The sequence below is a fragment of the Oricola indica genome (assembly GCF_019966595.1).
Lineage (GTDB): Bacteria > Pseudomonadota > Alphaproteobacteria > Rhizobiales > Rhizobiaceae > Oricola > Oricola indica.
This window is the reverse complement of sequence record NZ_JAINFJ010000012.1, coordinates 77,059-103,717: the sequence shown is the minus strand read 5'-3', so window position 1 is coordinate 103,717 and position 26,659 is coordinate 77,059. Positions and strand designations below refer to the sequence as shown.

Annotated in this window: 25 protein-coding genes, 1 tRNA gene and 1 pseudogene; 15 read left to right on the top strand and 12 right to left on the bottom strand. The window is 63.0% G+C overall.

The features are described from left to right. The 4 genes and pseudogenes from LC343_RS21565 to LC343_RS21550 all read right to left on the bottom strand — a co-directional run. A pseudogene (locus tag LC343_RS21565) lies at positions 1-146 on the bottom strand (sugar phosphate isomerase/epimerase); the annotation flags it as partial. Between the two features lie 76 nt (positions 147-222). Next, the gene (locus LC343_RS21560; RefSeq protein ID WP_223479247.1) at positions 223-1,179 is read right to left on the bottom strand and encodes a substrate-binding domain-containing protein; all 957 of its coding nucleotides are present in this window, start codon (positions 1,177-1,179) and stop codon (positions 223-225) included. 104 nt (positions 1,180-1,283) lie between these two features. After that, positions 1,284-2,264 (bottom strand): ABC transporter permease, encoded by a 981-nt coding sequence (locus LC343_RS21555; protein WP_223479253.1) that lies wholly within the window; start codon positions 2,262-2,264, stop codon positions 1,284-1,286. A 31-nt stretch (positions 2,265-2,295) separates the two neighbouring features. Further along, complete coding sequence (locus tag LC343_RS21550; protein ID WP_223479246.1) at positions 2,296-3,822, bottom strand: sugar ABC transporter ATP-binding protein; 1,527 nt, start codon at positions 3,820-3,822, stop codon at positions 2,296-2,298. A gap of 179 nt (positions 3,823-4,001) precedes the next feature. Between LC343_RS21550 and LC343_RS21545 the strand changes: the two genes are divergently transcribed. Next, a complete protein-coding gene (locus tag LC343_RS21545) occupies positions 4,002-5,045 on the top strand; it encodes a LacI family DNA-binding transcriptional regulator (protein WP_223479245.1) in 1,044 nt (347 codons plus the stop codon). A 102-nt stretch (positions 5,046-5,147) separates the two neighbouring features. Further along, entirely contained in the window at positions 5,148-5,927 is a 780-nt protein-coding gene (locus LC343_RS21540) for an IclR family transcriptional regulator (RefSeq protein WP_223479244.1), read from the top strand. A gap of 9 nt (positions 5,928-5,936) precedes the next feature. On the opposite strand, the gene LC343_RS21535 is transcribed toward LC343_RS21540, so the two are convergent. Further along, positions 5,937-6,611, bottom strand: a complete 675-nt coding sequence (locus tag LC343_RS21535; protein ID WP_223479243.1) for a TetR/AcrR family transcriptional regulator — start codon at positions 6,609-6,611, stop codon at positions 5,937-5,939. A 77-nt stretch (positions 6,612-6,688) separates the two neighbouring features. On the opposite strand from LC343_RS21535, the gene LC343_RS21530 reads away from it, so the two are divergent. The 4 genes from LC343_RS21530 to LC343_RS21515 are packed head-to-tail and all read left to right on the top strand — an operon-like array spanning position 6,689 to position 10,639. After that, on the top strand, positions 6,689-8,038 hold the full coding sequence (locus LC343_RS21530; protein WP_223479242.1) for a flavin-containing monooxygenase: 1,350 nt from the start codon (positions 6,689-6,691) through the stop codon (positions 8,036-8,038). Next, positions 8,038-8,943, top strand: a complete 906-nt coding sequence (locus LC343_RS21525) for a bile acid:sodium symporter family protein (RefSeq protein WP_223479241.1) — start codon at positions 8,038-8,040, stop codon at positions 8,941-8,943. The genes LC343_RS21530 and LC343_RS21525 overlap by 1 nt, the downstream gene beginning before the upstream one ends. Further along, a complete protein-coding gene (locus LC343_RS21520; RefSeq protein ID WP_223479240.1) occupies positions 8,940-9,875 on the top strand; it encodes an SDR family oxidoreductase in 936 nt (311 codons plus the stop codon). The genes LC343_RS21525 and LC343_RS21520 overlap by 4 nt, the downstream gene beginning before the upstream one ends. Continuing rightward, entirely contained in the window at positions 9,872-10,639 is a 768-nt protein-coding gene (locus tag LC343_RS21515; protein WP_223479239.1) for an SDR family NAD(P)-dependent oxidoreductase, read from the top strand. The genes LC343_RS21520 and LC343_RS21515 overlap by 4 nt, the downstream gene beginning before the upstream one ends. On the opposite strand, the gene glpD is transcribed toward LC343_RS21515, so the two are convergent. Beyond that, complete coding sequence (gene glpD / locus LC343_RS21510) at positions 10,636-12,150, bottom strand: glycerol-3-phosphate dehydrogenase (RefSeq protein ID WP_223479238.1); 1,515 nt, start codon at positions 12,148-12,150, stop codon at positions 10,636-10,638. The genes LC343_RS21515 and glpD overlap by 4 nt on opposite strands. Then, positions 12,143-12,919: a DeoR/GlpR family DNA-binding transcription regulator gene (locus LC343_RS21505; protein ID WP_223479237.1), complete on the bottom strand. Its 777-nt coding sequence runs from the start codon at positions 12,917-12,919 to the stop codon at positions 12,143-12,145. The genes glpD and LC343_RS21505 overlap by 8 nt, the downstream gene beginning before the upstream one ends. 2 nt (positions 12,920-12,921) lie before the next feature. Between LC343_RS21505 and LC343_RS21500 the strand changes: the two genes are divergently transcribed. Together LC343_RS21500 and LC343_RS21495 are read left to right on the top strand one after the other, a co-directional pair. Continuing rightward, a complete protein-coding gene (locus LC343_RS21500) occupies positions 12,922-13,245 on the top strand; it encodes a hypothetical protein (protein WP_223479236.1) in 324 nt (107 codons plus the stop codon). Between the two features lie 22 nt (positions 13,246-13,267). Beyond that, positions 13,268-13,519, top strand: coding sequence for a hypothetical protein (locus LC343_RS21495; protein ID WP_223479235.1), 252 nt, complete (start codon positions 13,268-13,270; stop codon positions 13,517-13,519). An 18-nt stretch (positions 13,520-13,537) separates the two neighbouring features. On the opposite strand, the gene LC343_RS21490 is transcribed toward LC343_RS21495, so the two are convergent. The 3 genes from LC343_RS21490 to LC343_RS21480 all read right to left on the bottom strand — a co-directional run bounded on the left by LC343_RS21490 (position 13,538) and on the right by LC343_RS21480 (position 14,912). Further along, a complete protein-coding gene (locus LC343_RS21490; protein WP_223479234.1) occupies positions 13,538-14,053 on the bottom strand; it encodes a hypothetical protein in 516 nt (171 codons plus the stop codon). 266 nt (positions 14,054-14,319) lie between these two features. Continuing rightward, positions 14,320-14,395 (bottom strand) — tRNA-Ala (locus tag LC343_RS21485). 91 nt (positions 14,396-14,486) lie between these two features. Further along, the gene (locus tag LC343_RS21480) at positions 14,487-14,912 is read right to left on the bottom strand and encodes a TIGR02300 family protein (RefSeq protein WP_223479233.1); all 426 of its coding nucleotides are present in this window, start codon (positions 14,910-14,912) and stop codon (positions 14,487-14,489) included. Positions 14,913-15,136: 224 nt separating this feature from the next. Between LC343_RS21480 and aroA the strand changes: the two genes are divergently transcribed. The 5 genes from aroA to LC343_RS21455 all read left to right on the top strand — a co-directional run bounded on the left by aroA (position 15,137) and on the right by LC343_RS21455 (position 20,427). Further along, positions 15,137-16,495 (top strand): 3-phosphoshikimate 1-carboxyvinyltransferase, encoded by a 1,359-nt coding sequence (gene aroA / locus LC343_RS21475; protein WP_223479232.1) that lies wholly within the window; start codon positions 15,137-15,139, stop codon positions 16,493-16,495. Further along, positions 16,492-17,130, top strand: a complete 639-nt coding sequence (gene cmk / locus LC343_RS21470; protein WP_223479231.1) for a (d)CMP kinase — start codon at positions 16,492-16,494, stop codon at positions 17,128-17,130. The genes aroA and cmk overlap by 4 nt, the downstream gene beginning before the upstream one ends. Before the next feature lie 135 nt (positions 17,131-17,265). After that, complete coding sequence (gene rpsA / locus LC343_RS21465; RefSeq protein WP_223479230.1) at positions 17,266-18,966, top strand: 30S ribosomal protein S1; 1,701 nt, start codon at positions 17,266-17,268, stop codon at positions 18,964-18,966. A 130-nt stretch (positions 18,967-19,096) separates the two neighbouring features. Beyond that, positions 19,097-19,438, top strand: a complete 342-nt coding sequence (locus LC343_RS21460; RefSeq protein WP_223479229.1) for a DUF6665 family protein — start codon at positions 19,097-19,099, stop codon at positions 19,436-19,438. Between the two features lie 20 nt (positions 19,439-19,458). Then, positions 19,459-20,427 carry a ketopantoate reductase family protein gene (locus LC343_RS21455; protein ID WP_223479228.1) on the top strand — a complete coding sequence of 323 codons (969 nt, stop codon included), beginning with the start codon at positions 19,459-19,461 and terminating at the stop codon, positions 20,425-20,427. A gap of 2 nt (positions 20,428-20,429) precedes the next feature. Here LC343_RS21455 and LC343_RS21450 read toward each other — a convergent pair whose 3' ends face one another. Together LC343_RS21450 and LC343_RS21445 are read right to left on the bottom strand one after the other, a co-directional pair. After that, complete coding sequence (locus LC343_RS21450; RefSeq protein ID WP_223479227.1) at positions 20,430-21,113, bottom strand: HAD family hydrolase; 684 nt, start codon at positions 21,111-21,113, stop codon at positions 20,430-20,432. A gap of 7 nt (positions 21,114-21,120) precedes the next feature. Then, positions 21,121-21,750: a ribonuclease D gene (locus LC343_RS21445; protein WP_223479226.1), complete on the bottom strand. Its 630-nt coding sequence runs from the start codon at positions 21,748-21,750 to the stop codon at positions 21,121-21,123. Between the two features lie 265 nt (positions 21,751-22,015). On the opposite strand from LC343_RS21445, the gene LC343_RS21440 reads away from it, so the two are divergent. Both LC343_RS21440 and glgB read left to right on the top strand, forming a co-directional pair. Further along, positions 22,016-24,397: a glycogen/starch/alpha-glucan phosphorylase gene (locus LC343_RS21440; RefSeq protein ID WP_223479225.1), complete on the top strand. Its 2,382-nt coding sequence runs from the start codon at positions 22,016-22,018 to the stop codon at positions 24,395-24,397. Between the two features lie 54 nt (positions 24,398-24,451). Then, positions 24,452-26,656 carry a 1,4-alpha-glucan branching protein GlgB gene (glgB, locus tag LC343_RS21435; RefSeq protein WP_223479224.1) on the top strand — a complete coding sequence of 735 codons (2,205 nt, stop codon included), beginning with the start codon at positions 24,452-24,454 and terminating at the stop codon, positions 26,654-26,656. Positions 26,657-26,659: the final 3 nt, after the last annotated feature.

The following is a 26,659-nucleotide window of genomic DNA, read 5'->3' as shown; positions in this document are numbered from 1 at the left end:
ATCAGGCGTCCGTCCCAACTCGGAACCTGCACGCCCTTGTAGCCGCAATCGGCGGCCCATTTCGTGATCGACGCCCAGGAGTTGAACGGTGCCTCGTCTCCGGCGAACTGTGCAAGGAACAGGGCCGGGCCCTTGATGGTCTTCATGGAACTTTTCCTCTGTTTGGTGCGCGGGGGAGGATCGCTCTTCCCCCGCACATTAGTAGCAGTTTTCAGGTCCGGATCAGAAGGGCGAATCCGGGAAATAGAAGGATTCGGCGTTTTCCTGCGTGACCAGCGTCGCACCGAGAATGTAGCGGCCGGCGACCGGGCCGTTCGACTTGAACGCGGCAACCGTCACGTCCATCGCCGTCGCGATCATTGCCGGCGGATAAAGCACATCGACCGGCACGAGTTCGTTGCCGTCCATGATACCCTTGATGGTCTCCTTCATGCCGGCGCCGCCGACGACGAACATGCCGTCGCCGTCACGTCCGGCCTGCTTGAGGGCGGCAACCACGCCAATGGCGATGTCGTCGTCCTGCGCCCAGACCGCGTCGATATCGGGGAAGCGGCTGAGGAAGTCCTGCATGACCTCGAAACCGTCGTCGCGGTTCCAGTTGGCGTGCTTGTGGTCGAGGACATTGATGCCGGAGCCTTCGATGCCGGCCATGAACGCGTCGAAGCGCTCATTGTCGATCACGGTCGGGATGCCGCGCAGGATGACGATGTTGTCGCCGTCCTTGAGCCGGCCCTTCATGTATTCCGCCGAGACGCGGCCCATCTCCGGGTTGTTGCCGGCGACGTAGATGTCCTCGATGCCCGGCTGGCTCAATCCGCGATCGACGACCGTGATCAGCGCGCCGGTCTTCTTGACGTTGAGAACCGGATCGGTGAGCGGCTCGGATTCGAACGGCAGGACGACGAGCGCGTCGATCTGGTGAACCGAAACGAGGTCTTCGAGTGCGCTGGCCTGGGCGCCCGGATCGGGCGAGTTGACCAGGATCAGGTCGATATCGGGATAGAGCGCCTCGAGCCGTTCCTCGGCTTTCTCCGCGTGCCAGTTCATGCCGGCCGCCCATGCATGGGTCGGCGTCGGGTAGGACACGCCGATCTTGATCTTCTCTTGCGCGTTCGCCGCGCCGGCCAGACCGAGGGCGCCGCCCAAGGCCAGGGCCATCAAGGCCGATTTCAATTTCATGTTAACTCCTCCATTGACTTTTCTTTGGTGAGCTTCCCCGTTCCGGGAACGCCCGGCTCTTCACGACGTCGGTTCGCTTCCTGGTTCGACGCGCGAATTCTTGGTCAGGTTTTCGGCGGACTTCGCCTTGTCCAGTCGCCGCGCTGCAGCCACACGGCGACGATGATGATCAGGCCCTGCATGGTGCCGTTCAGGTAGTTCGAGATCATGTCGGTGAAATTCAGGATATTGCCGATCGTGGTCAGGATCAGCGCCCCGAGTATGGTCCCTCCGATGCGCCCGTAACCGCCCTTCAGCACGGTTCCGCCGATGATCACCGCTGCAATGGCTTCCAGTTCCCACAAGACGCCCGTCGACGAGGAGGCGGACCCGAGCCGCGGCACATAGATGATCGTTGCCAGGGCGACGCAGAGGCCCTGCAGCACATAGGTCCAGGTCTTGATGCGATCGACCTTGATCGCGGAGTATTTCGCGACGGCCTCGTTCGAGCCGATCGCGGTGCAGTAACGGCCGAATGCTGTGCGGTTGAGCAGCACCCAACCGGCGATCGAGACCGCGATGAACACCCAGACCGGGAAGGGCAGGCCGAAGAAGCTGTCGTAGTAAACCGGCCTGTAGGTCGTGCGGATTTCGAAATTGAGCGACAGCGTTCCGCCATCGGCAAAATAGGTGACCAGCGACCGGAAGATGCCCATCGTTCCGAGCGTGACGATGAAGGCTTCGATCTTGCCCTTGGTGGTCAGCGTTCCATTGATCCAGCCGGCGCCGAGCCCGAGCAGGACCGAGCAGCCGCAGCCGATCAGCACGGTCGTCACGCCGGCGCCGAACGTGTCGATCGAATTGTTCATCACGATGATCATGACGCCGGCGATCACCGCGGCCATGGAGCCCACGGACAGGTCGATGCCGCCTGCGGTGATGACGAAGGTCGCGCCGACGGCGATGATGCCGATAAAGGCCGAGCGGGTCAGCAGGTTGGTGATGTTGCCCTCGCTCAGGAAGGCCGGGTTCAGCATGAAGCCAATGACGCAAAGCAGGATCAGCGCCATCGCCGGGCCGAGCGTCTTGAAATCGATGGCGGTCATGCGGGGCCTGGCGGACCGGGGCGCTGCGGTGTCAGACACGGGTTCTTTCCTCTTTCAATCCGGCGGCGTAACGCACGATTTCGTTTTCGTTGATGGCGTCACCGGTCAACTCGCCGGTGATCCGTCCCGAGCGCATCACGAGGACGCGGTGGCAGACACCGATGATTTCCGGCATTTCCGACGAGATCACCACGACCGACATCCCTTCGGCGGCGAGCGCAGCGATGAAGTGGTAGATCTGCTGCTTGGTGCCGACATCGATGCCGCGTGTCGGTTCGTCGATGATGACGACGCGCGGATCGGCCTCCATGATCTTGGCGAGCAGCAGTTTCTGCTGGTTTCCGCCGGAGAGCTCGCGCGCCTTGATGTCCGGATTGCGGGTACGAATGTCGAAGCGGCGGATGCCGCGCTCAAGGGCGGCCTGTTCGGCGGCCCGGTCGAGCATGAAATGCCGCGTGAATTTTGGCAGGGCGAGCAGCGTCATGTTGGGCCGCATGCCCTGTTCCATCAGGAGGCCCTTTTCCTTGCGATCCTTGGTCAGGTAGACGATTCCCGCATCGCGGGCTTCGGCGACGGACGAGAAATTCGTCTCCCGGCCGTCGACCAGCACCGTACCGCTGTCCCGGTCCCGCAGGCAGCAGATTGCCTCGAACAGTTCGGAGCGGCCGGATCCGATCAGGCCTGAAAAACCGAGCACCTCGCCCTTGCGCAGCTCGAAAGAGATATCGCGCAGATTGCGCGTGGAGAGATTGCGAACCGCCAGCACCACGTCGGCATCGACATCGGCCTCGTTGAGCGGCGGATAAAAATCCGACAATTCGCGGCCGACCATCAGCTGCGCCATGCTATCCAGTGTGAATTCGCCGGCCGGTTTGGTCGTGATCCACTGACCGTCGCGCAGGATTGTGACCCGGTCGGCGATTTCGCTGACCTCGTGGAGCTTGTGCGAGACGAAGACGATGGCGGTTCCGCCCGCCTTGAGTTTGCGGACCTGCTTGAAGAATAGTTCGGTCTCCGCCTCGGTAAGCACCGCGGTCGGCTCGTCCATGATCAGGACGCGGGCGTTGCGGCTCATTGCCTTGACGATTTCGACCATCTGCTTCTGCGCGATCGAAAGCTCCGAGATGCGCGATCCGGGAGAGATGTCGAGGCCGACTTCGGCGAGCATGTCGCTCACCCGTCGCGCCATCTCGGCCCGGTTCAGAAAACCGTTCTTCGTCAGTTCGCGTCCGAGATAGATATTCTCGGCGACCGTCATCTGTTCGGCGAGATTGAGCTCCTGGTGGATCAGCACGATGCCCAGCGCTTCCGCCTGTCCGTTCGGCGGCAGGGTCAGGGCTTCGCCATCGAGGCGGATCGTGCCCGACGTCGTGTCGTGGAAACCCGACAGAATTTTCATGAGGGTGGATTTGCCGGCGCCGTTTTCGCCGATCAGCGCGTGGACCTCGCCGGCTCTGATGTCGAACGAGACGCTGAAAAGGACGGGGACGCTCCCGAACGATTTGCTGACGCGCTCGGCGGCTAGCACAGATGTGTTCCCGCTGGCTGTCGTCAGCACGGCGCGCTCCTCCCAAAGCAGTCCGACTCCTCAATCGGCGCATCTTCTGTAAACCTTTTCACGAATTATGTAAACCTTTTCATTGGTGCCTGTGAACCTTATCATAGCCATGAAGGTTGGTTATTGTGCGCATTCCCGGCACCGATTCCCGGCGCCTCTTGTGCGCGGTTCGCGAGCACATGACATCACAAGACTTGAAGACCCAGCCACTCAGGCCCGCAACGATCGAGGACGTCGCCAAGATTGCCGGCGTTTCGATCGCCACGGTCAGTCGAACCATCCGTTCGCCGGAGAAAGTGGCCGAAAGCACGCGCAAGAAGGTCACGGCCGCAATCGCGCGCACGGGCTACACCGCGAACGCCATGGCGCAGAACCTTCGCATGCAGCGCTCGCGCATGGTCATGGTGCTGGCGCAATCGATTTCCGATCCGAACTTCCCGGGCATCCTAACCGGGCTCGAGAAGGTCGCCAATGGCCGCGGCTACGGCGTGCTGATCGGCAACACCGAGGGCGATGTCGGCCTTGAGGAGAAGTATCTCAGCTTCCTGTCGACGGGCATGGCCGACGGTCTCGTCCTCCTTACAGGCCACGTACCCGTTGCCGGATGGCCGAAGAACCCCGAGGCGGCGTTGCCGCCGATGGTTGCGGTGCTGCGCCCGGTCAGTCCGGAAGCCATCGCCTATGTCGGCGTCGACGATGTCGCCGCCGCAAAGGTCGCAACGGAATATCTCATCTCGCTCGGGCACAGCCGGATCGCCTTCATCTCCGGACCCTCCGGCGAAATCGCGTCCGATCACCGCTACAGGGGATATTGCATGGCGCTGTCGGAGTCCTCCGACCAGAGTTCCTTCTGGAAGATCCAGGGCGATGGCACCAGCGAGGGCGGGCGCTCAGCGATCGAGCGTCTGTTCATCCGCGACAGCCTGCCGACCGCCTTCGTTTGTTACAACGACAGCACGGCCATCGGCGTCATCGGATCGCTGCAGTCGCGCGGATACGACGTGCCGCGCGATTTCTCGGTGATCGGATTCGATGACATACCTTTCGCGCACAACATCTCCCCGTCTCTGACGACGATCCGTCAGCCGCGAGGGCAGATCGGCGAATTGGCGATGGCGCACCTGCTCGATTATCTGCCGAGGCGCACCGTGCCCGCCGAAACGACACTTTTGCACGGCGACCTCATCGTCCGGGACTCCTGTTCGACGCCAAGGACTGGCTGAACATTCCCTTTCATCGCCTGACGTTCCCCGCTAAGACGCGGGAATTCCGATGCGCGCGAAGCCGGAGATGAATGCGGCGCGCAGCGACAAGGGGGGCGATTCTTGGAAAGAAAGAACAGTCTCGAGCGCATCCTTGCGTTGCTCGATGTGTTCGGCGAGGACCGTCTTGAATGGACGCCCGACGAAATGATGGAGGAACTCGGCTACAGCCGGCCGACGCTCTATCGCTATCTCAAGATCCTGAGGGAAGCGGGCTTCGTGACATCGATGCCCACCGGCGGTTTCGCGCTCGGCCCGCGCGTCGTCGAACTCGATTTCCTGGTGCGCAAGTCCGATACGCTGGAACGGTATGCCCGCCCCCACATGGAGTCCTGCGCTGCGGCCTGGCCCTGCGCGGCGCTTCTCGTGCGCTGGTACGGCAACAAGCTCCTCGTCGTTGCATCGGAATCCGCCACGCCGGACCTTGAAAACGACTATCCGCGCGGCCGTCCGCTGCCGCTGGCGCGCGGCGCGATCTCGCGCGCCGTCATGTCGGCCCTGAACAGGCGCAAGCTCGCACCCATCGTCGAGGCCAACCGGTCCGAAATGGAGGCTGTCGGCCTCGGCGCGACACTGGACGAGGTGCAGGCGGAACTGCGTCGGATCCGCCGCCGGGGTTATGCCGTCGCGTCCGGCGAAGTGACGCCAGGCGTTACCGGCATCGCCGCGCCGATCTTCGACGGCGGCACCAGCCCGATCGGCACCTTTTGCGTCACGATCGCCGACGAGTCGGCTGCGCGGGATGTTGTCGATCGCATCGGAAATCGTGTGCGCGAAGTATCGGCCGAAATCAGCGCGCAATTGGCCGCCGACCGTCGCGCCGCCGAAGGCGACGACGCCTGAGACGGCGGTTTAGGCGCCGGCCATCACGGACCGGAAGCCGCCTTCGCTGAAGTCGATCAGGACATCCGCCCAGTCGTCGATACCGCCATTTCCGCCCTGCGGCACGCCGGCCATGGCTTCGATACGCCAGCGCGAGGTGGCGAGCGAAAGCATCGCCGAGATCGAGAACACGAAAGCCCCTGCGATCCGGCACGGCGGGGTGGCCGGGAAAAGCCTCGCGAGCTCAGCCGTAAAGAGGGCCGCTGTCGGGTCGAAGCAGCGTTCGCTGATCGGCCGCCAGCGTTCATCCGCCGAAACATGGGCGATCAGCCTTGCGTAAGCGGTCCATTGCGGTCCGCCGGTCCTGGCGAGATCGATATAGGGCCGGATGAAGCAATCGAGCACGTCGCGCAGGTCAGGGGCGGATTGCTTTTCCTTTGCAGTTGCAAGCGCGGCAAGTCTCCGTTGCGACAACGCGTCCGCACGCCGCGCCACGATGGTCGCGAAAAGGTCCTCCTTCGCGCCGCCGTGGAAATTGACCAGCGCCACCGGCACATCGGCAGCCGTCGCGATATCGCGCATCGATGCGCCGTCGAAGCCGCCTCGGGCAAACAGCACTTCCGCTGCATCGAGAATGCGGGCGCGCGTTTCGAGGGAGCGCTTGGAGGGAGCGCGCTTGCGCGGCGGGGCCTTGGCGTCGGTCATGAAATCCAGCTTGCATTAAATTGAACGATCGTTCAATACTAGACTTGGATCGGGACGCGAAAGCCCGGGGAGGAAACATGACGCAAGCTGAAAGCCGGACGCCGGAGGAGGGCGTTCGCAACCGTGACAGCTACGCGCTGATCGGTGCCGGCCCGATGGGCCTCGCCATGGCGAAGATGCTCGTCGAGCAGGGCATCCCGTTCCGGGGATTCGAACTGCATTCGGATGTTGGCGGTCTCTGGGATATCGATGGTCCGCGCTCGACCATGTACGAGACGGCGCACCTGATCTCGTCGAAGACGATGACGGAATTTGCCGATTTCCCGATGGACGACGCGGTCGCCGAATACCCGTCGCACCGCGAACTGAAATCCTATTTCCGCAACTTCGCCGACCGTTTCGATCTGCGGCGGCATTTCCTGTTCGAGACCGAGGTCCTTCGCGTCGAGCCCTTGGGCGGTGATGGCGAGGGGTGGCGCGTGACATGGCGCGACAACACCGGCGAAACGCATGACGATGTATTCGCGGGCGTCCTGATTGCCAACGGCACGCTTTCCGAACCGAACATGCCGGACTTTCCGGGCGAGTTTACCGGCGAACTGATCCATTCGAGCCGGTATCGCTCGCCGCGCCAGTTCGACGGCAAGCGGGTTCTCGTCATCGGGGCGGGCAATTCCGGTTGCGACATCGCCGTCGATGCGATCCATCACGGCGTCTCATGCGAGCTGTCGATGCGGCGGGGCTATTATTTCGTGCCGAAATACGTCTTCGGCAAGCCGGCCGACACGATGGGCGGCGCGATAAAGCTCCCCATGTGGCTCAAGCGCAAGGTCGACGCGATGATCCTGAAATGGTTCGTCGGCGACCCGCAGAAATACGGCTTCCCGAAACCGGACTACCAGCTTTATGAATCCCACCCGGTGGTCAATTCGCTGATCCTGTTCCACGCCGGTCACGGCGACATCAGGATCCGCGCCGATATCGAGCGCTTCGATGGCCGGACCGTGCATTTCCGGGACGGGACGAGCGGCGAGTACGACATGGTCCTCGCCGCCACCGGCTACAAGCTCCATTACCCCTTCATCGACGACGCCCTGCTCAACTGGAAGGGCGATGCGCCGCATCTCTTCCTCAACTGCATGCATCCGAACCGTGACGACCTGTTCCTGATGGGCATGGTCGAGGCATCCGGCCTCGGCTGGCAAGGCCGTCACGAGCAGGCCGAAATGGTCGCGCGCTACATACGCGGCCTGCGCGACGGAACCGCGGCGGCGAAGGCGATGCATGCGGAAAAAGCAGGCGGCTTCGATCGGGCGACCGGCGGGATGAATTATATCGATCTGCCGCGCATGGCCTATTACGTCGACAAGGCGACGTTCAGGAACGCCGTCACGTCGCGCATCGCAAGGCTGAAGGGTGCCGCGTGATGTCGGGCGATATCGATACCGTTCTCCTGAATTTCAGCCCCGGCTCGCTGACGCTGCTGAATGCGATACTGGCGATCGTGATGTTTTCCATCGCGCTCGACCTGAGGCCGGCGGATTTCCACGCGCTCCTGAGGGCGCCGAAACCGCTTGTGGCGGGCCTGCTGTCGCAATTCGTCGTCCTGCCGGTCGTAACCTTCCTGTTCATTCTCGCAGTCGGGCCGCGCCCGTCCATCGCACTCGGCCTGATTCTTGTTGCGGCCTGTCCCGGTGGCAATATCTCCAACTTCATCACACACCGCGCCGGCGGCAACACGGCCCTGTCGGTTTCCATAACAGCGATCGCCACTGTCGCCGCCATCGTGATGACACCTTTCAATATCGGCCTGTGGGGCAGCCTCTACGCGCCGACGCGCAAGATCCTGCAGGAAACCGCGATTGACCCGGTGACCGTGGCCGTCACGGTTTTTCTGATGCTGGTCCTGCCGCTTTGTCTCGGCATCCTGCTCAACGCCCGCAATCCGGACATCGCGGCGCGCATCCGCAGGCCGATGCAGATGCTTTCCATGGTGATATTCATCGCCTTCATCGTCATCGCTCTTGCCGCGAACTGGGGCTTCTTCCTAGCCTATATCGGGGCGGTCGCGGCGCTGGTCATCGCGCACAATGCGCTGGCGCTTGGCGGTGGCTTTGCGACCGCTACGCTGGCGCGCGTCAGCCCTTATGATCGCCGCGCCATCACCATAGAGACCGGTATCCAGAATTCCGGGCTCGGCCTGATCCTGATCTTCGCCTTTTTCCACGGATTGGGCGGCATGGCGGTCGTCGCGGCCTTCTGGGGCATCTGGCACGCCGTGTCCGGTCTCGGCCTCGCATGGTTGATGGCCCGTACCGAGGCGGCGCGATGACACGTATCCTGATCACGGGAGCCGCCGGAGGCATCGGCCAGGCGCTGCTCGCCGAAATGCAGGATGGCGACGACGTCCTGGCGACGGATATTCGCCCGCCGAAGACACTGCCCGAAAGCGTCGAATACCGGCCGCTGGACGTGCGCGGCGATGATGCGCTCGCGGTCATCGGCGACTGGAAGCCCGAGGTCGTCGTCCATCTCGCCTCGATCGTCACGCCGCCAACCGGCTCGACGCGGGAACTCCAATATTCCGTGGATGTCGAAGGCAGCCGCAAGGTGATCGATGCCTGCATCGCGCATGGCGTGCGCCGCATCGTGGTAACTTCGTCAGGAGCAGCTTACGGATACCATGCCGATAATCCGGTGCCGTTGCGTGAGGAAGACACCCTGCGTGGCAACGAGGAATTCGCCTATGCCCATCACAAGCGGCTGGTGGAGGAAATGCTGGCCGAGGCGCGGTGTGACCATCCCGCGCTGGAGCAGGTCGTGTTGCGCGTCGGCACGGTACTGGGCGAGGGCATCGAGAACCAGATCACGGCGCTCTTCCGGCGCGATCCCTTGCTCGGCATTCGCGGCTCCGACAGTCCCTTCGTCTTCATCTGGACACGGGATCTCGCTCGCATCCTGAAACGCGCCGCGACCGACGGGCCGCCCGGTATCTTCAATGTCGCGGGCGATGGAGCGCTCGGGACCCGAGATCTGGCGCGCGCCCTTGGCAAGAGGGTGCGCTGGCTGCCGCCGGGCCTGCTGAAGCTCGCTCTTGGCATCGCCCGGCCGCTCGGCCTGTCGCGCTACGGGCCGGAACAGGTGCGCTTTCTGCAGTTCCGTCCGGTACTCGACAACACGAAACTGAAAACAGAATTCGGCTACGTGCCCGAACGGACCAGTGCGGAGGTCTTCGATCTCTGGCGCAAGGCGGTGGGGCTTTGAAGACGGCTGTCATCACCGGCGGCGCGGGCGGGCTCGGGCGCGCCTTGGCGCAACGTCTGCTCGGCGAAGGATGGCATGTCGCGATCCTCGACCTTCCGGGTGCGGAACTCGGTAAAGCGAAGGATCTCGGCGATGCTGTCGGCGTCTGGCCTTGCGACCTGACAGAGCATGATCAGGTCAGCGAGACCTGCGCGGCGATCGTCGCCTCGCGCCCCTCGATCGATCTTGTGATCTACAATGCCGGCATCACACAAATCGGCCTCTTCGCCGACATGCCGGCCGAAGTTCACCGCAAGGTCTTCGACGTGAACTATTTCGGGGCGGTCGAGGTCGCGGCCGGGCTGTTGCGCGCGGTTCGCGAAGCTGGAGGCGCGCATCTGGCGATCTCCTCGGTAGCCGGCTTCGCGCCATTGCATCGCCGCTCCGCCTATTCGGCGTCGAAACACGCGCTGGAGGGCTTTTTCCGCACGCTCGCCTCGGAGGAAAAGCCGCATGGCGTTTCCGTCCATATCGCAGCGCCGTCCTTCGTCGCCACCAATCTCGGCAACCCGGAAAACCGCCCGGGCGGTATCGCGCGCCCAGGCTCAGCTGCCGACGGGATCGACTACATGAATTCGGATCAGGCCGCCCGTGTCATACTCGATGGCGTCCGTCGCGGCCGCGCCATGATCCCGGTCGGGCGCGTGGCCCGCATCGCCTGGTGGATCAACCGCCTCGCCCCCGGCCTTTACGTCAGGTTGATGGAGCGGAATATCGCAGACTAGGCGCCCGCGCGGGCCTTTGCCATCCAGTCCGCCAGCGCCTCTCGCTCCGCCTCGCTCATGCGGATACCAAGGCGCGTGCGCCGGAACAGGACGTCGTCAGCCGTGCGGGCCCACTCCTTTTCCATCAGGTGCCGCACTTCGGCTTCATGGAGGCCATGGCCGAAGTCGAGCCCGAGGCCGTCCGGCGTTTGGGCATCGCCGATAATGTCCGCCGCATCGGTGCCATAGAGCCGGGCAAGCCGGCGGATGAGCGCGGCATCCAGGCCGTCGCGTCCTTTGCCGAGCCGGGCGACGAGATCGCCGAACCCTTTGACGGGAAAGTCGCCGCCGGGCAGCGTAGCGCCTTTCGTCCACGCCGCGCGGCGTGCACCCATCGTCTCCTCGATCTCGTCCATCATCGATTCCGCGAGCCTGCGATAGGTGGTGATCTTGCCGCCGAAGATGTTGATCAGCGTGCCGCCGCCGAGTGTTTCCTCGCGCCGGATCACGTAGTCCCGCGTCGCTTCCTGCGCCTTGGATGCGCCGTCGTCGTAAAGCGGGCGCACGCCCGAATATGTCCACACCACATCGTCGGTCGTCACCGGGCTGGAAAAATACTCGCTTGCCGCCGCGCACAGATAGGATGTCTCCTCGGGCGTGATCCGTGGCGGACCGTCAATCGCATCCTGTTCCGAGTCGGTGGTCCCGATCAGCGTGTAGTCCTCCTCGTAGGGGATCGCAAAGACGATCCGCCCGTCCGCGTTCTGGAAGATATAGGGGCGATCGTCGTCGAAGATCCGGTTCACGACGATATGGCTGCCGCGCACGAGGCGCACATTATGCGCGTCGTTGAGGCCGAAGACCTGCTTGAGCACCTCGTCCACCCACGGACCGGCCGCATTGACGACGAGCGATGCGCTGATCTCGCGCGCCGCGTTCGTTTCCGTGTCGCGCAGCGTGACATGCCATGTGCCGTCATCGAACCGCGCATTCTCGGCAGCGGTGCGCGCATGAATGGTCGCGCCCTTCTCCTGCGCATCGCGCAGATTGAGGATCACGAGACGCGAATCCTCGACCCAGCAGTCGGAATATTCGAACGCTTTCCGGAAGTTGTCCTTCAGGGGCTTGCCGGCTACGTCCGTTTCGAGGTTCAGCGTCCGCGTTGCCGGCAGGAGCTTTCGTCCACCGAGATTGTCGTAGAGAAACAGGCCGAGGCGCAGCAGCCATGCCGGCCGCAGGCCGGAGTGATAGGGCAGGATGAAGCGCAGCGGCCGGATGATATGCGGTGCCATCGACCACAGGATTTCGCGCTCGGTCAGCGCCTCGCGCACGAGGCGGAACTCGTAATGCTCCAGATAACGCAAACCGCCATGGATCAGCTTGGTCGATGCCGATGACGTGCCGCCGCCGAAGTCTCCCTTGTCGCAAAGGCAGACGCTGAAGCCCCGTCCGGCGGCGTCGCGCGCGATGCCCGCGCCGTTGATGCCGCCGCCTATGACGAGGATGTCGTAATGCGGTGTGGCGTCAGTCATGGGTATCTCCCGCTATGATGAGTTCCACCTCCGCGGCCGCGCAGATTTCCGCGATCGAAGGCGGCGGCGGCGCGTCGGTGATGAATATGTCTATGTCCGTCAGCTGGCCGATCCGCACCGGCGCGCGCCGCTCGAACTTGGTCGTGTCGGCGACGAGGATCGTCTTGCGCGCCTGATACAGGATCGCCTGGGCGATCCGGACTTCCCGGTAGTCGAAATCGAGCAGCGTGCCCTCTTCGTCAATGGCGGAGGCGCCAATGACCGCGAAATCGACCTTGAACTGCCGGATCAAATCGACCGCGGCCTCGCCGATGATGCCGCCATCGGCCTTCCGCACCATGCCGCCGGACACGACCACGTCGACACCCTCGGCATCGTGCAGGATCATCGCGACGTTCAGGTTGTTGGTCACCACCATCAGGTCGCGGTGCCGGCGCAGGGCATGAGCGACCTGTTCGGTTGTGGTGCCGATATTCAGGATCAGCGAGGACCCGTCCGGCACGAGGCTGGCGACGCGGTCGGCGATGTGCGTCTTGCCGGGCGCCGCGATCTCGCGCCGGGCGAGATAGGCGAGATTGACCGTGCTTGACGGAAATACCGCACCGCCATGCACGCGCTGCAGCCTGTCTGCCTCGCAGAGCTCGTTCAGATCCTTGCGGATTGTCTGCGCCGTAACGTTGAAACGTTCCGCGAGCGTTTCAACATCGACCCGACCGTCACGCCGGGCGATCTCCAGAATGTCCAAATGTCGTGGCGGTAGCGGCGTCATCGGTGGATCCGAAAGTGTTCAGCGCGCTTATCCGCGAAAATCATCGTTTTGTCACGATTTCTTTTCGGGTATTTTCGTTTCGTGTGATCTCCGCCGATCGCAACGGGCAAGGGTGCGGCTCGGCAAAGGGCGGAAATGGCCCTGTCATTCCTTTTGAAAACCGCTCCAGGACAGGCGGGTGGACTTTACGTAATGGCAAAATCTTGCGAGCATCATCTGGCTTTGTCGCGCGCGGTTTCGCAGTCACGACAGGGAACTGGATTTGCGCGGCCGCGAAGAATGACGATTTCACCGCCGAAACAAGTAGCGCCCTACAGGGGACGTGACCGCGACTGCGAAGCGGCGATCATGGCCGCGTTCGAGGATTTGATTTCGAACCTGCTGAAGTCCGGCCATGATGAGGCTGAGGTCGTCGCGATGCTCGAAAACGCGTTGGACGCATCACGCGCGGACAGCGCGCTTGCCGATGACATGGAAACAGTTCGGGACTGGGCTATCCATGCCGGATGGGAGCCGGGCGAGGTCGACCGGGCCTTCCTGACACTGTCGGAAGTGTTTTATGCGAGGTTGCGCGCGCGTGACGGCGGTTCGGGTCGCTAGAGGTCGCGATCCGACCTCTCAGGCACGCATTTCGGCCGATTGATCCGCCGAGGGCAGCTTTCCCGGGCGGCCGGTCTTGTTCGCCTGCGCCTTCATCGCCGCGGCGTTGAACTGGCGCGAGAGGTCGTCGAGAATGCTCGTCGTCACCGTCACAGTCTTCCTGTTGTCCGGTGAGGTGAAGCTGATGGCGAAACCGTCATCGGTGCGCGTGAAGATAAGGCTCGTCTCGGCGCTGTAGGCGGCCCGAAAGCCGTCGTTCTTGCCGTTGACGAGTTGGCCGAGCGCATGGCTGATCTTCATGGCCTGTTGCCAGGACATTGGCGGAGTCCGGTCGAAATCGATCTTGAAGGCGACGAGATTTCCGAACGCCGCGACCTCGAGCCCTGGGGTCGTGTCCGGCAGGTTGCCCTGGGCGATGCTATCGCGAATCAGCCGCTCGACGGCTTCGCTGGAGTTGCACCGCCATTTCTCCGCCAGCATCATGAGTTGCTCGGCGCGGGCGGGATGAAGAAGTACTCGCATGTCGTCTTGCATGGGCCAAATCCGTACGCTGGCAAACTCTTACTCGCGAAATGTTACAGTATGGAAACGAAAAATTGAAGATGTCCCGGATTTTTTCTGCGCGCGCGATAATCCGGGCTCACCGCTGAGCCGTCGATCGGCCATGCGCACGCCTCGGTACATACCGCCGGAGCGTGTGAGCCGAATTGTATTTCGGGAATGCATGCGCTCGAACACGCGGCGACGCCACGATGTCTGATTATTGCAATGTCGGGAAAACAGTCGTCCGCGGAGGGATTTGGTGGAGCCAAGCGGGATCGAACCGCTGACCTCCTGCATGCCATGCAGGCGCTCTCCCAGCTGAGCTATGGCCCCGTCAATATCGCGGCAGGCTTGGGGAGCCTGCGGATCGCGGTCAGATACAATCGCGCCGCGGCAAGATCAAGTCCCCGCGACGCGCTTTTCGTCAACTTTCGTCGTCGTCTCCGCCGGCGACATCGATAATGTCGCTGACGTCGTCATCATCGTCGTCCTCGTCTTCGGCGAGGAAGGTGTCGTCATCGTCGTCGTCGTCGATATCGAGGTCGTCGTCATCGGTGTTGTCGCCGAGGTCGGGCAGGTTATCGTCCTTGCCGGACTCGTCTTCCTCGGCATCCTCCAGAGAAATGACTTCCGCGGTCCCGGTGTCTTCTTCCTCGTCGGCCGGTTCTGCCTTGGTCTCTTCGGCTTCCTCGGCCTTTTCCTCGATGATCTCGGATTTCGTATCTTCGAAATAGGACAGCGGATAGGTCTTGCCGGTATAGGGCGAGACGATCGGGTCCTTGTTCAGGTCATAGAATTTGCGGCCCGTTTCGGGGCAGATGCGCTTGGTTCCAAGTTCCGGTTTTGCCACGGTCGCGTCCTTGTGAATTCTCGTGTTCCGCACGGATCGGCGGCGATAACAGGGGCTTTTCGTCCTGAAAAATGTCGCCGGTCCATAGCGGCAAAGAATTTGCCTGTCAAAGGCCAATTGACGATACGGCGCTTGCTTCGCCGAAGCGTCCGCGCGAGGTGATTTTGGTCTGATCCTGTGCTAGGCGCGGAAACCGACCGCACGAAGCCACCGGAATCTCAAACGTGTCACAATCCGGCCCTGCCAAACCCGCCTCCGCGCGTACCTCCTCCGCCCTGTCCGGCGCGGTGAGAATACCCGGCGACAAATCCGTTTCCCATCGCGCGCTGATGCTTGGGGGGCTTGCCTCCGGCGAGACCCGGATATCGGGCCTGCTCGAAGGCGACGACATCATGGCCACTGCTGCCGCCATGCGCGCCATGGGCGCCGGCATTCGTAAGTCCGGCGAGGAATGGGTCGTCTACGGGGTCGGCAACGGATGCCTTCTGGAGCCCGAGGATACCCTCGATTTCGGCAATGCGGGCACGGGCGTTCGCCTCGTCATGGGCCTGGCCGGCGTCTACGACATGCGCACCCGGTTTACCGGCGACGCCTCGCTTCTGCGCCGTCCGATGGGCCGCGTGCTTGAACCGCTGCGTCTGATGGGTGTTCAGGTCGAGGCGGCGGAAGGCGATCGTCTGCCGCTTTCCCTTCACGGTCCGCGCGCCGCCAATCCCGTGACATACACGCTTCCGGTCGCATCGGCCCAGGTCAAGTCGGCGGTGCTGCTTGCAGGTCTGAACACGCCCGGCGTGACGACCGTGGTCGAACCAGTCGCGACGCGCGACCATACGGAAAACATGCTGCGGGCTTTCGGCGCGCAGATCGAAATCGAGACGGACTCCTCCGTCGCGCGCCGTATCGCGATCGAGGGGCAGCGTGATCTCGCGGGCCAAACCGTCACGGTGCCCGGCGATCCGTCCTCCGCCGCCTTCCCGATCGTGGCGGCGTTGATCACGCATGGCTCCGACGTGACCATCGAAAACGTGATGATGAATCCGGCTCGCACTGGCCTCATCACGACCCTTCTGGAGATGGGGGCGGTGATCGATGTGACGAACGAGCGCAACGAGGGCGGCGAGGATGTCGCCGATCTGCGCGTCCGGTCGTCGGATCTGAAGGGCGTTGTGGTGCCGTCCGACCGCGCGCCCTCGATGATCGACGAATATCCGGTGCTCGCCGTCGCCGCGAGTTTCGCCGAGGGCGAGACGGTGATGGAAGGCATCGAGGAGTTGCGCGTCAAGGAAAGCGACAGGCTGGCCGCCATGGCCGACGGCCTCGAGGTCAATGGTGTCGACTGCTCCGCCGGACACGACTGGCTGAAGGTCCGCGGCCATCCCGGCGGCAAGGGCCTCGGTGCAATGACGGAGGAAGCCGTCGTCGAAACGCATCTCGACCATCGCATCGCCATGAGCTTCCTGGTCTTCGGCCTTGCGGCCGAACACGGTTCGCGCATAGACGACGCCTCCATGATCGCGACCAGCTTTCCCGGATTCATCGATCTGATGACTGGACTGGGCGCAGGGATGGAGGTCTCGCCATGACATTTGCAATCGCCATCGACGGGCCGGCCGCATCCGGCAAGGGCACGCTGTCGCGCCGCCTCGCGGCCTATTACGGCTTTCGCCATCTCGATACCGGCCTGACCTATCGCGCCGTCGCCAAAGCGATGCTCGACACCGGCTTGCCGCTTGATGACGAGGCGGCGGCGATGCAGGCGGCCCGCACATTCGATATCGCCAACATGCACCGCGACGTGCTCGCCGCCCACGAGATCGGCGAGGCGGCCTCGAAAGTCGCCGTCATGCCCGGCGTGCGGCGCATCCTCGTCGATCGCCAGCGCGATTTTGCCGCCACTGGCGACGGCGCGGTGCTCGACGGCCGCGATATCGGCACGGTCGTGTGTCCGGATGCGCCGGTGAAGCTCTTCGTGACCGCCTCGCCGGAGGTGCGCGCGCGCCGTCGCTATCACGAAATTCTTGGCAATGGCGGCCAGGCGCAGGAAGACGTCATTCTCGCCGATATCCGCAAGCGCGACGAACGCGACATGAACCGCGCCGACTCGCCTCTGAAACCGGCGGAGGACGCGCACTTGCTTGATACGTCGGAAATGACTATAGAAGCCGCGTTCCGGGCCGCGAGACGCTTTGTCGACGCGGCTTTGAACGAAAACAGCTAGCAAATTCCGAACAGCGATCACCGCGCCGGATTTGGCCCACGAGACGTTTCAGGGCCGGATCGCAGTTTGGAGAACCGAAACACCAACCCGCCGGCGCTTTGCCCGAAGCATAATACCGGGCTCCCAGGAGTATTAATGTCGGATATGAATCCCAGTCAGGAGGACTTCGCGTCCCTCCTCGAACAGTCCTTTGAAGATCGCGACACCTCGGAAGGTTCCGTCGTCAAGGGCGTCATCACGGCAATCGAAAAAGACATGGCGATTGTCGATGTCGGCCTGAAGGTCGAAGGCCGTATCGCGCTGAAGGAATTCGGCGCCAGGGCCAAGGACGGTACGCTGAATGTCGGCGACACCGTGGAAGTTTATGTCGAGCGCGTCGAGAACGCCCTCGGCGAAGCGGTTCTCTCGCGCGAGAAAGCACGCCGCGAAGAGAGCTGGGTCAAGCTCGAAGCCAAGTTCGAGGCCGGCGAGCGCGTCGAAGGCGTCATCTTCAACCAGGTCAAGGGCGGCTTCACCGTCGATCTCGACGGCGCCGTGGCCTTCCTGCCGCGCTCCCAGGTCGATATCCGCCCTGTCCGTGACGTCACCCCGCTGATGCACAACCCGCAGCCCTTCGAAATCCTCAAGATGGACAAGCGCCGCGGCAACATCGTCGTCTCGCGCCGGACCGTTCTCGAAGAGAGCCGCGCCGAGCAGCGTTCGGAAATCGTCCAGAACCTCGAAGAGGGTCAGACGGTCGAGGGCGTCGTCAAGAACATCACCGATTACGGTGCGTTCGTCGATCTCGGCGGCATCGACGGCCTGCTGCATGTCACCGACATGGCATGGCGTCGCGTCAACCACCCGTCGGAAATCCTGTCGATCGGCCAGACCGTCAAGGTCCAGATCATCCGCATCAACCAGGAAACCCACCGTATCTCGCTCGGCATGAAGCAGCTTCAGGCCGATCCGTGGGACGGCATCGGCGCCAACTACCCGGTCGGCAAGAAGATCAACGGCACAGTCACGAACATCACCGATTACGGTGCATTCGTCGAGATCGAGCCGGGCATCGAGGGCCTGATCCACGTTTCCGAAATGTCCTGGACAAAGAAGAACGTGCACCCCGGCAAGATCCTCTCGACCTCCCAGGAAGTCGAGGTTGTCGTGCTCGAGGTCGACCCGCAGAAGCGCCGCATCTCGCTTGGCCTCAAGCAGACGCTCGAAAATCCGTGGGAAGCCTTTGCGCACAGCCACCCGTCGGGCGCTGTCGTCGAGGGCGAGGTCAAGAACAAGACCGAGTTCGGTCTGTTCATCGGCCTGGACGGCGATGTCGACGGCATGGTTCACCTGTCCGATCTCGACTGGAACATGCCGGGCGAACAGGCCATCGAAACCTACAACAAGGGTGACGTGGTCCAGGCGCAGGTTCTCGACGTCGACGTCGAGAAGGAGCGCATCTCGCTTGGCATCAAGCAGCTCGGCCGCGATGCGATCGGCGAAGCCGCCGCGTCGGGTGAACTGCGCAAGGGTGCGGTCGTGACCGCCGAGGTCACTGCGGTGACCGATGGTGGCCTCGAGGTGAAACTGGTCGATCACGACGTCGACAGCTTCATCCGCCGCTCGGATCTGTCGCGTGACCGCGACGAACAGCGTCCGGAACGCTTCGCCGTCGGCCAGAAGGTCGATGCTCGCGTCACGCAGTTCGACAAGAAGACGCGTCGCATCTCCGTCTCCATCAAGGCGCTGGAAATCGCCGAGGAGAAGGAAGCCGTGGCACAGTTCGGTTCGACCGACGCCGGCGCATCGCTCGGCGACATTCTCGGCGCTGCGCTGAAGAACCGCGAAGGCAACTAAGCCTCGCGCGATAGCTGACACGAACCCGCCGGACGGCAGCGTCCGGCGGGTTTTTTCGTGCCTTGCGGTTGACGGGCGCGGCGCATGGACCGATTTTCCGACGCAGAAGCAATCGCGATCCAGTTCGAACATGCGCCCGCCGAGATCTCTCGCCCGCCGAAACGTCAATACCGACAAGGGATTCGACGCCTTCGGCTACGAAATCATGCAGGAAACGGCCTCCGCTCTCGGCCGCATCGGCAGGCGGCTGGAGGAAGCGCTGGAGGCGCTGCGCCGGCATGACGCGACGCCCGGGTCGAACCGGGACCGCGACGAACTCGTCCAGGAGGCCGCCGACCGGGCATGGGTCCTGTTCATCCAGCGCGACTATCTTGGCCTGAAAACCGACCACCATCTCAGGTCGACCTACGACATCCCGCAGGAGGTGATGGCGCGGGTCGGCGTCTTCGCCAAGCCCGGGTCGGAAAAATGATTGAAATCGGGAGTATCTGAATGCGGTTCGTGTTTTACGGCGTCGGCGCGATCGGCGGCGGACTGGCGGCAAGCCTTGCGCAATCCGGCCGCGAGGTCGTCGGTATCGCGCGCGGGGCCCAACTGGAAGCAATCCGCAGCACCGGCCTGCGGTTGCGCACGCCGGACAGCGACGAGGTGGTTCGCTTCGCCTGCGTCGCGTCGCCCGAGGAGATCGAATTCCGGTCCAATGACGTGATCTTCCTGACGATGAAGACGCAAGACACGAAAGCCGCGCTCGAGGCGCTGCAGATTTGCGGTGTCCGGGGTCAGCCCGTCATTTGCATGCAGAACGGCATCGAAAACGAGCGTCTCGCCCTTCGCCTGTTCGAGAATGTCTACGGAGCCGTGGTGATGATGCCGGCGGATTATGTCCGGCCGGGCGAGGTCGTGATCAACGGAGCGCCGAAACGGGGTGTCTTCAATATCGGGCGCTATCCGTCCGGCGTGGACCAGGTCGTCACGGATGTCTGCCGGGCGCTCGACGGCGCGGGTTTCGCCGGCGTCCCCGATGACGACGTGATGCCCGGGAAATACGGCAAGCTGCTGATGAATCTCACAAACGTACTCGACGCCGCATGCGGGCGTGAAGGTCGGCAATCCGCTCTGGGAAAGGCTGCCCGCACCGAGGCCGAGGCGGTGCTGGCCGCAGCCGGCATCGCAGTCTCGGATGACTATCGCCAGGACGAGCTGATGCGCATCGTCGAGGTTGAGGGCGTCAAGCGAACCGGTTCGTCTTCGGCACAAAGTCTCCTGCGCGGGACCGGGTCCATCGAGACCGATTACCTCAATGGCGAAATCGTCCTGCTCGGCCGCCTGAACGGCGTGCCCGTGCCGGTCAACCGGTTCCTGTGCGACCTCGGCCGCCGTCTCGTCGTCGAGGGCATCGAACCGGGAAGCCTTTCGCCTGACGAGCTCGAAGCAGATTTCGCCCGGTCCGGCAGGGCCTGAGGTCAGGCGGCCCGCAATTCGGCTGATATCCAGCCCGAAAGCGCGTCGTGGCTTTCGATCACGAGATCCGCGCCAGCCTCCTCCAGCATGTCGCCATGGCCCTTGCGGCAATGGCTTCCGCCGGTGAACCCGATCACGAAATGCCCGGCCGCCTTGCCGCCGCGCACGCCATTGGCGCTGTCCTCGATGACGATGCAGTCGCTGTTTTCGTGACCCATCGCCTGCGCCGCGTGCAGGAAGAGGTCCGGCGCGGGCTTGCCGTGTTCGACCATGTCGCCGGAAAACACGCCGTTACTGAAAAACCGCGAGAAATCCACGAGGTCGAGCTTTCGGTGCAGGAAAGCCAGTTGCGTCGACGAGGCGACGCAGCGTTTCTGCGTCAGTCGTTCCAGCATCGCCTGCGCGCCCTCGACAGGTTTCATGCCTTCGGCGACGCGGCGGCGTGATTCCGCCTTGAGCTTCTCGAAGCCGGCGTCGAGCAGCGGTTCGCCTGTCTCCCGAAGGATGAGCCCGGCATATTTGATCCGCCATTCCGCCGGTCCAAGCGCCATGAACTCGCGCACATAGGTGGCCCAGTCGACCGAGATGCCGAGATCGCGCAGGAAGGTCAATTCGACATCGAGGTAGATCACCTCGCTGTCGATCAGGACACCGTCGCAGTCGAAAATCAGAAGGGGTTCGGCCATTGTCGCGTCAGCTGTGCGAGAAGATGTCCTGTTCGTCCCAGCCGGCAAGGTCGAGCTCGGACCGGGTCGGCAGGAAGCGGAAACAGGCCTGCGCCATCTTCGTCCGGTTCTCGCGCTCGAGGCGTTCCTCGAGCACGGCCATGAGCGCATGCAGGTGAAGCACGTCCGAGGCCGCGTATTCCAGTTGCGCGTCGCTCAGTTGCTCCGCCGCCCAGTCCGACGATTGCTGCTGCTTGGACAGGTCGACCCCGAGCAGTTCGCGGCAGATATCCTTCAGCCCGTGCCGGTCGGTATAGGTGCGCGTCAGCCGCGAGGCGATCTTGGTGCAGAAGACGGGCGACGTCGACACGCCGAAGGCATGTTTCAGGACGGCGATGTCGAACCGGCCGAAATGGAAGATCTTGGTCTTCTTCGTATCGCGCAGGAGCTTGACGAGATTGGGCGCCTTCTTCTGGCCCTTGGCGATCTGGACCACATCGGCCGTTCCGTCGCCGGGCGAAAGCTGGACGACGCACAGCCGGTCGCGATGCGGGTTGAGACCGAGCGTTTCGGTATCGATGGCGATACTGTCGCTGTAGCGCGAGGCCGCCTCGTCCGACAGGTCTCCCTGGTGCAATCGTATCGTTTTGTCGGCCATGCGGCGCCTCTGTGAATATGTCTCTTTGCCGCCTTCTAGTGCGTTTTCCGTGCAAATGGAAACCGTTGCGGCGGCGGAAAAGTTGCGGGCGCGCAACACCGGGCTTTCACAAACAGTTTTTTGCGCGATGGAGCCTCCGTCGCCGATCATTCGGGTTGCAGTCGAAACCACGATTGACGATACAATCGTTTAAACCGCTTTGGCCTCCCAAGACCATTTCCATCCGATTTCGCCGATCATTGCTTTTATCGGCAGGGGACAGACCATGACAGAAGCCGACTTGCGCGACAGCCTGTTGCACCATCTCAAATATTCCCTCGGCAAGGATCCCGCCCACGCCCATATCTATGACTGGCGGGTGGCCCTGTCGCTGGCCGTGCGCGACCGGATCGTCGATCCCTGGTTCAACGCCACGCGCGCCACCTATGCCGGTCAGCACAAACGGGTCTACTACCTGTCGATGGAATTCCTGATCGGCCGCCTGCTGGAGGATGCGATCGTCAATCTCGGCCTGCTCGACCGGTCGAAGGAAGTCTTCGAGGAACTCGGCATCTCCTTCGAGGCAGTGCTGGAAAACGAGCCGGACGCCGCCCTCGGCAACGGTGGCCTCGGCCGCCTCGCAGCCTGTTTCCTGGATTCCCTGTCGACAGTCGCCTGCCCCGCCCATGGCTATGGCATCCGCTACGAACACGGCCTCTTCCGCCAGCGCTTCGTCGATGGACGCCAGGTCGAAGAGCCGGAGACCTGGTTGTCGGGCAAGCATGCATGGGAGTTCGAGCGTCCCGAGGCGACCTTCGAGATCGGCTTCGGCGGTTCGGTTGTCGAATCCGGCGATCAGGCCGTCTGGCAGCCCGAAGAGCGTGTCATCGCCGCCGCCCACGACACGCCGATCATCGGCTGGCGGGGCAAATGGGCGAACACGCTGCGCCTCTGGAACGCCAAGCCGACGCGCATCTTCGACCTGGAGCGCTTCAATCGCGGCGAATATGCAGCCGCGGCAGAACCCGAGGCTTTGGCGCGCACCATCTCGCGCGTTCTTTATCCAGACGACACCACCGAGCAGGGCAAGGCGCTTCGGCTCAAGCAGGAATACTTCTTCACCGCCGCTTCGCTGCGCGACATCCTTCGCCGCTTCCTGACCGAGTATGATGACCTGCGCAAACTGCCGCACAAGGTCGCCATCCAGCTCAACGACACTCATCCGGCGATCGCCGGCCCGGAACTCGTTCGGCTGCTGCATGACGACAAGGGGCTCGATTTCGAGGAATCGGTCGATATCGCGCGCGGCTGCCTGTCCTACACGAACCACACGCTGTTGCCCGAGGCGCTGGAACGCTGGTCGGAAGGGCTGATGGGATCGCTCCTGCCGCGCCATCTTCGCCTGATCGAGCGGATCGACGATCTGCATGCGCGCCGCAATCCGACCCGCAAGGTCACCGCCATCGAGCATGGTCACGTCAAGATGGGCGAACTGTCCTTCATCATGGCGCACCGTATCAACGGCGTGTCGGCGCTGCATACCGACCTGATGAAGCAGACGGTCTTCTCCGAACTGAACCGTCTGCATCCGGACCGCATCGTCAACGAGACCAATGGCGTGACGCCGCGGCGCTGGCTGCTGTCGTGCAACCCGGCGCTTTCCGGCCTGATCGACAAGTCGATCGGCAATGACTGGGTCGGCCATCTCGACCGGCTGTCGGAGCTGGAGCCGCATGTCGAGGATGCCGGTTTCCGCCACGAATACGCCGAGGCCAAGAAGAAGAACAAGGTTGCGCTGGCGCATTTCGTACGCGAGACCGAGGGCATCATGCTCGATCCGGATGCCATGTTCGACATCCAGATCAAGCGCATCCACGAATACAAGCGCCAGCATCTCAACATCCTCGAGACCATCGCGCTGTGGCGCGCGATGCGCGAGAATCCGAACGCCGGCTGGACGCCGCGCGTCAAGATTTTCGCCGGCAAGGCCGCGCCGGGCTACATCTTCGCCAAGAAGATCATTCACCTGATCAACGACGTCGCCCGCACCGTCAACGCCGATCCGGCGACATCCGATCTCCTCAAGGTCGCCTATCTTCCGAACTACAACGTCACGCTTGCCGAGCGGCTGATTCCGGCCGCGGACCTGTCGGAACAGATTTCGACCGCCGGCAAGGAAGCGTCGGGCACCGGCAACATGAAATTCGCGCTCAACGGCGCTCTGACCATCGGCACGCTGGACGGCGCCAATGTCGAAATCCGCGACCATGTCGGCGCAGACAATTTCTTCCTGTTCGGCATGACCGCACCGGAAGTCATCGAGCGTCGTGCGGTCGATGAACACGCGCGCAAGGCCATCGAGGCGAGCCCGGAACTCGCAGGCGCCATCGCCGATATCGAGAGCGGCGTCTTCTCGCCCGGCGAACCCGACCGCTACGCGGACGTGGTGGAGAACCTGCGCTGGTCGGATTACTTCCTCGTCTGCTCCGATTTCGCGTCCTATTACGACAAGCAGCGCGAGGTCGATGGCGTGTATCTGGACCAGGAACGCTGGATGCGGATGGCGGCGCTCAACACGGCGCGTACCGGTTGGTTTTCCTCCGACCGAACCATCCGCGGCTACATGCAAGACGTCTGGTCGGCGCACTCCGTCCCGATCGGATCATAGCGGCTAAGCGTTCTTGGCTATTGCTATTCGGTGCGAGCCAGATAGCCTTAGGCCATGAAATCCAGACCCGAACCGATCGCAAGCCTGATCACAGAGGAGACGGCGCGTCGCATTGCCGACGGCACGCATGATGATCCGTTCTCCGTGCTTGGGCCACATGAAACAGACGGCAAGACCTGGCTGATCGCGCACGATCCCGGCGCGCAGTCCCTGGCTGCCGAAACACCATCCGCCACCGTCGAACTTTCGCCCCTTCCCGGCGCGCCGACGGTCTTCTACGGCGAGATCCCGTCCGGCGAGCCCTATCGCCTGCGCGGCTCGGCCGATGGAAAAAGCTGGGAGTTCGGCGATCCCTACCGCTTCGGACCGGTAATCGGCGAGATGGACGAATACCTGATCGGCGAGGGAACCCATCGCCGTCTCTGGAAGGTGCTCGGCGCGCATGTGATCACGCATGAGGGCACGAACGGCACGCATTTCGCGGTCTGGGCGCCAAGCGCTCAACGCGTTTCCGTGGTGGGTGAGTTCAACTGGTGGGATGGCCGCCGCCATATCATGCGGCGACGCGGCTCCACCGGTGTCTGGGAGATTTTCATTCCGGGCGTCGGCGAAGGGACCCATTACAAATATCGCATCGTCGGACCCGACGGCACGGTACAGCCGCTCAAGGCCGACCCGGTCGGCTTCGGGTCCCAGCACCCGCCGGAAAATGCCTCCATCGTCCGCGACATCGGGGGCTATGGCTGGAAAGACGATAACTGGATGGAGGACCGCGCCGGCCGCGACGCCCGGACCGCGCCGATATCCGTCTACGAAGTGCATCTTGGGTCGTGGAAACGCCGTCACGACGAAGACAACCGGATGATTTCCTACAAGGAAGCGGCGGTCGAACTGGTCGACTATGTGCATGATATGGGGTTCACCCATATCGAGTTCCTGCCGCTCAGCGAGTATCCTTTCGACGGTTCATGGGGCTATCAGCCCGTCGGGCTCTATGCACCGACCATCCGCCATGGTCCGCCGCACGAATTTCGCGACCTCGTCGAGGCGGCGCATGAAAAGGATATTGGAATTATCCTCGACTGGGTGCCGGGGCATTTCCCGACCGATCCGCACGGTCTCGGCCGTTTCGACGGCACAGCGCTTTACGAGCACGCCGACCCGCGCGAGGGGTTCCATCAAGACTGGAACACATTGATCTTCAACTACGGCCGCGTCGAAGTGGCCAACTATCTGGTGTCCAACGCGCTCTATTGGCTGGAGGAATATCACGTCGATGGGCTGCGCGTGGATGCGGTCGCCTCTATGCTCTACCGCGACTATTCGCGCAAGGAAGGCGAATGGGTTCCCAACAAGCACGGCGGACGCGAGAATCTCGAGGCCATCGCCATGCTTCAGCGCATGAACACCACCGTCTATGGCGAAGTCGGAGGCATCATGACCGTGGCCGAGGAAAGCACCAGCTTTCCCGGCGTGTCGCGCCCGGTCGATAGTGGCGGCCTCGGTTTCGGCTACAAGTGGAACATGGGCTGGATGAACGACACGCTCGATTATATCGGGCGCGAGCCGATTCACCGGAAGTTTCATCACCATCAGATGACCTTCGGTCTGCATTACGCCTTTTCGGAGAACTTCATCCTGCCGATCAGCCATGACGAGGTCGTGCACGGCAAGGGCTCGATGCTCGGGCGCATGCCGGGCGATGAGTGGGAGCGCTTCGCCAATCTGCGGGCCTATTACGGCTTCATGTGGGCCCATCCGGGAAAGAAGCTTCTTTTCATGGGCTGCGAGATCGCACAGCCGACGGAGTGGAACCACGAAGGCGAGGTCGCCTGGGAGCTGACGCAGTATCCCAATCATCAGGGTGTGCAGCGCCTTGTGCGCGATCTCAATACGCTCTACCGGGCAACGCCCGCACTGCACGTCAAGGATTGCGAAAGCGACGGCTTCCAGTGGATCGAAGCCAATGCGAGCGAGGATTCCATATATGCGTGGATCCGCCTCGGCGGACCCGATGATCCGCCGGTTGTCGCGATCTGCAATTTCACGCCGGTCGAGCGCCGGGACTGGCTGTGCGGCTTGCCCGCCGCCGGGCGGTGGCGCGAGGCGCTCAACACCGATGCGGATATCTATGGCGGCGGAAATCGCGGCAATATGGGCGGCGTGACCGCGACAGGCGAGGGGCACCACGGCCAGCCGGCCTCGGCGCGTGTCACACTGCCTCCGCTGTCGACCGTTATTCTGGCATTCGAGGCGTGACCA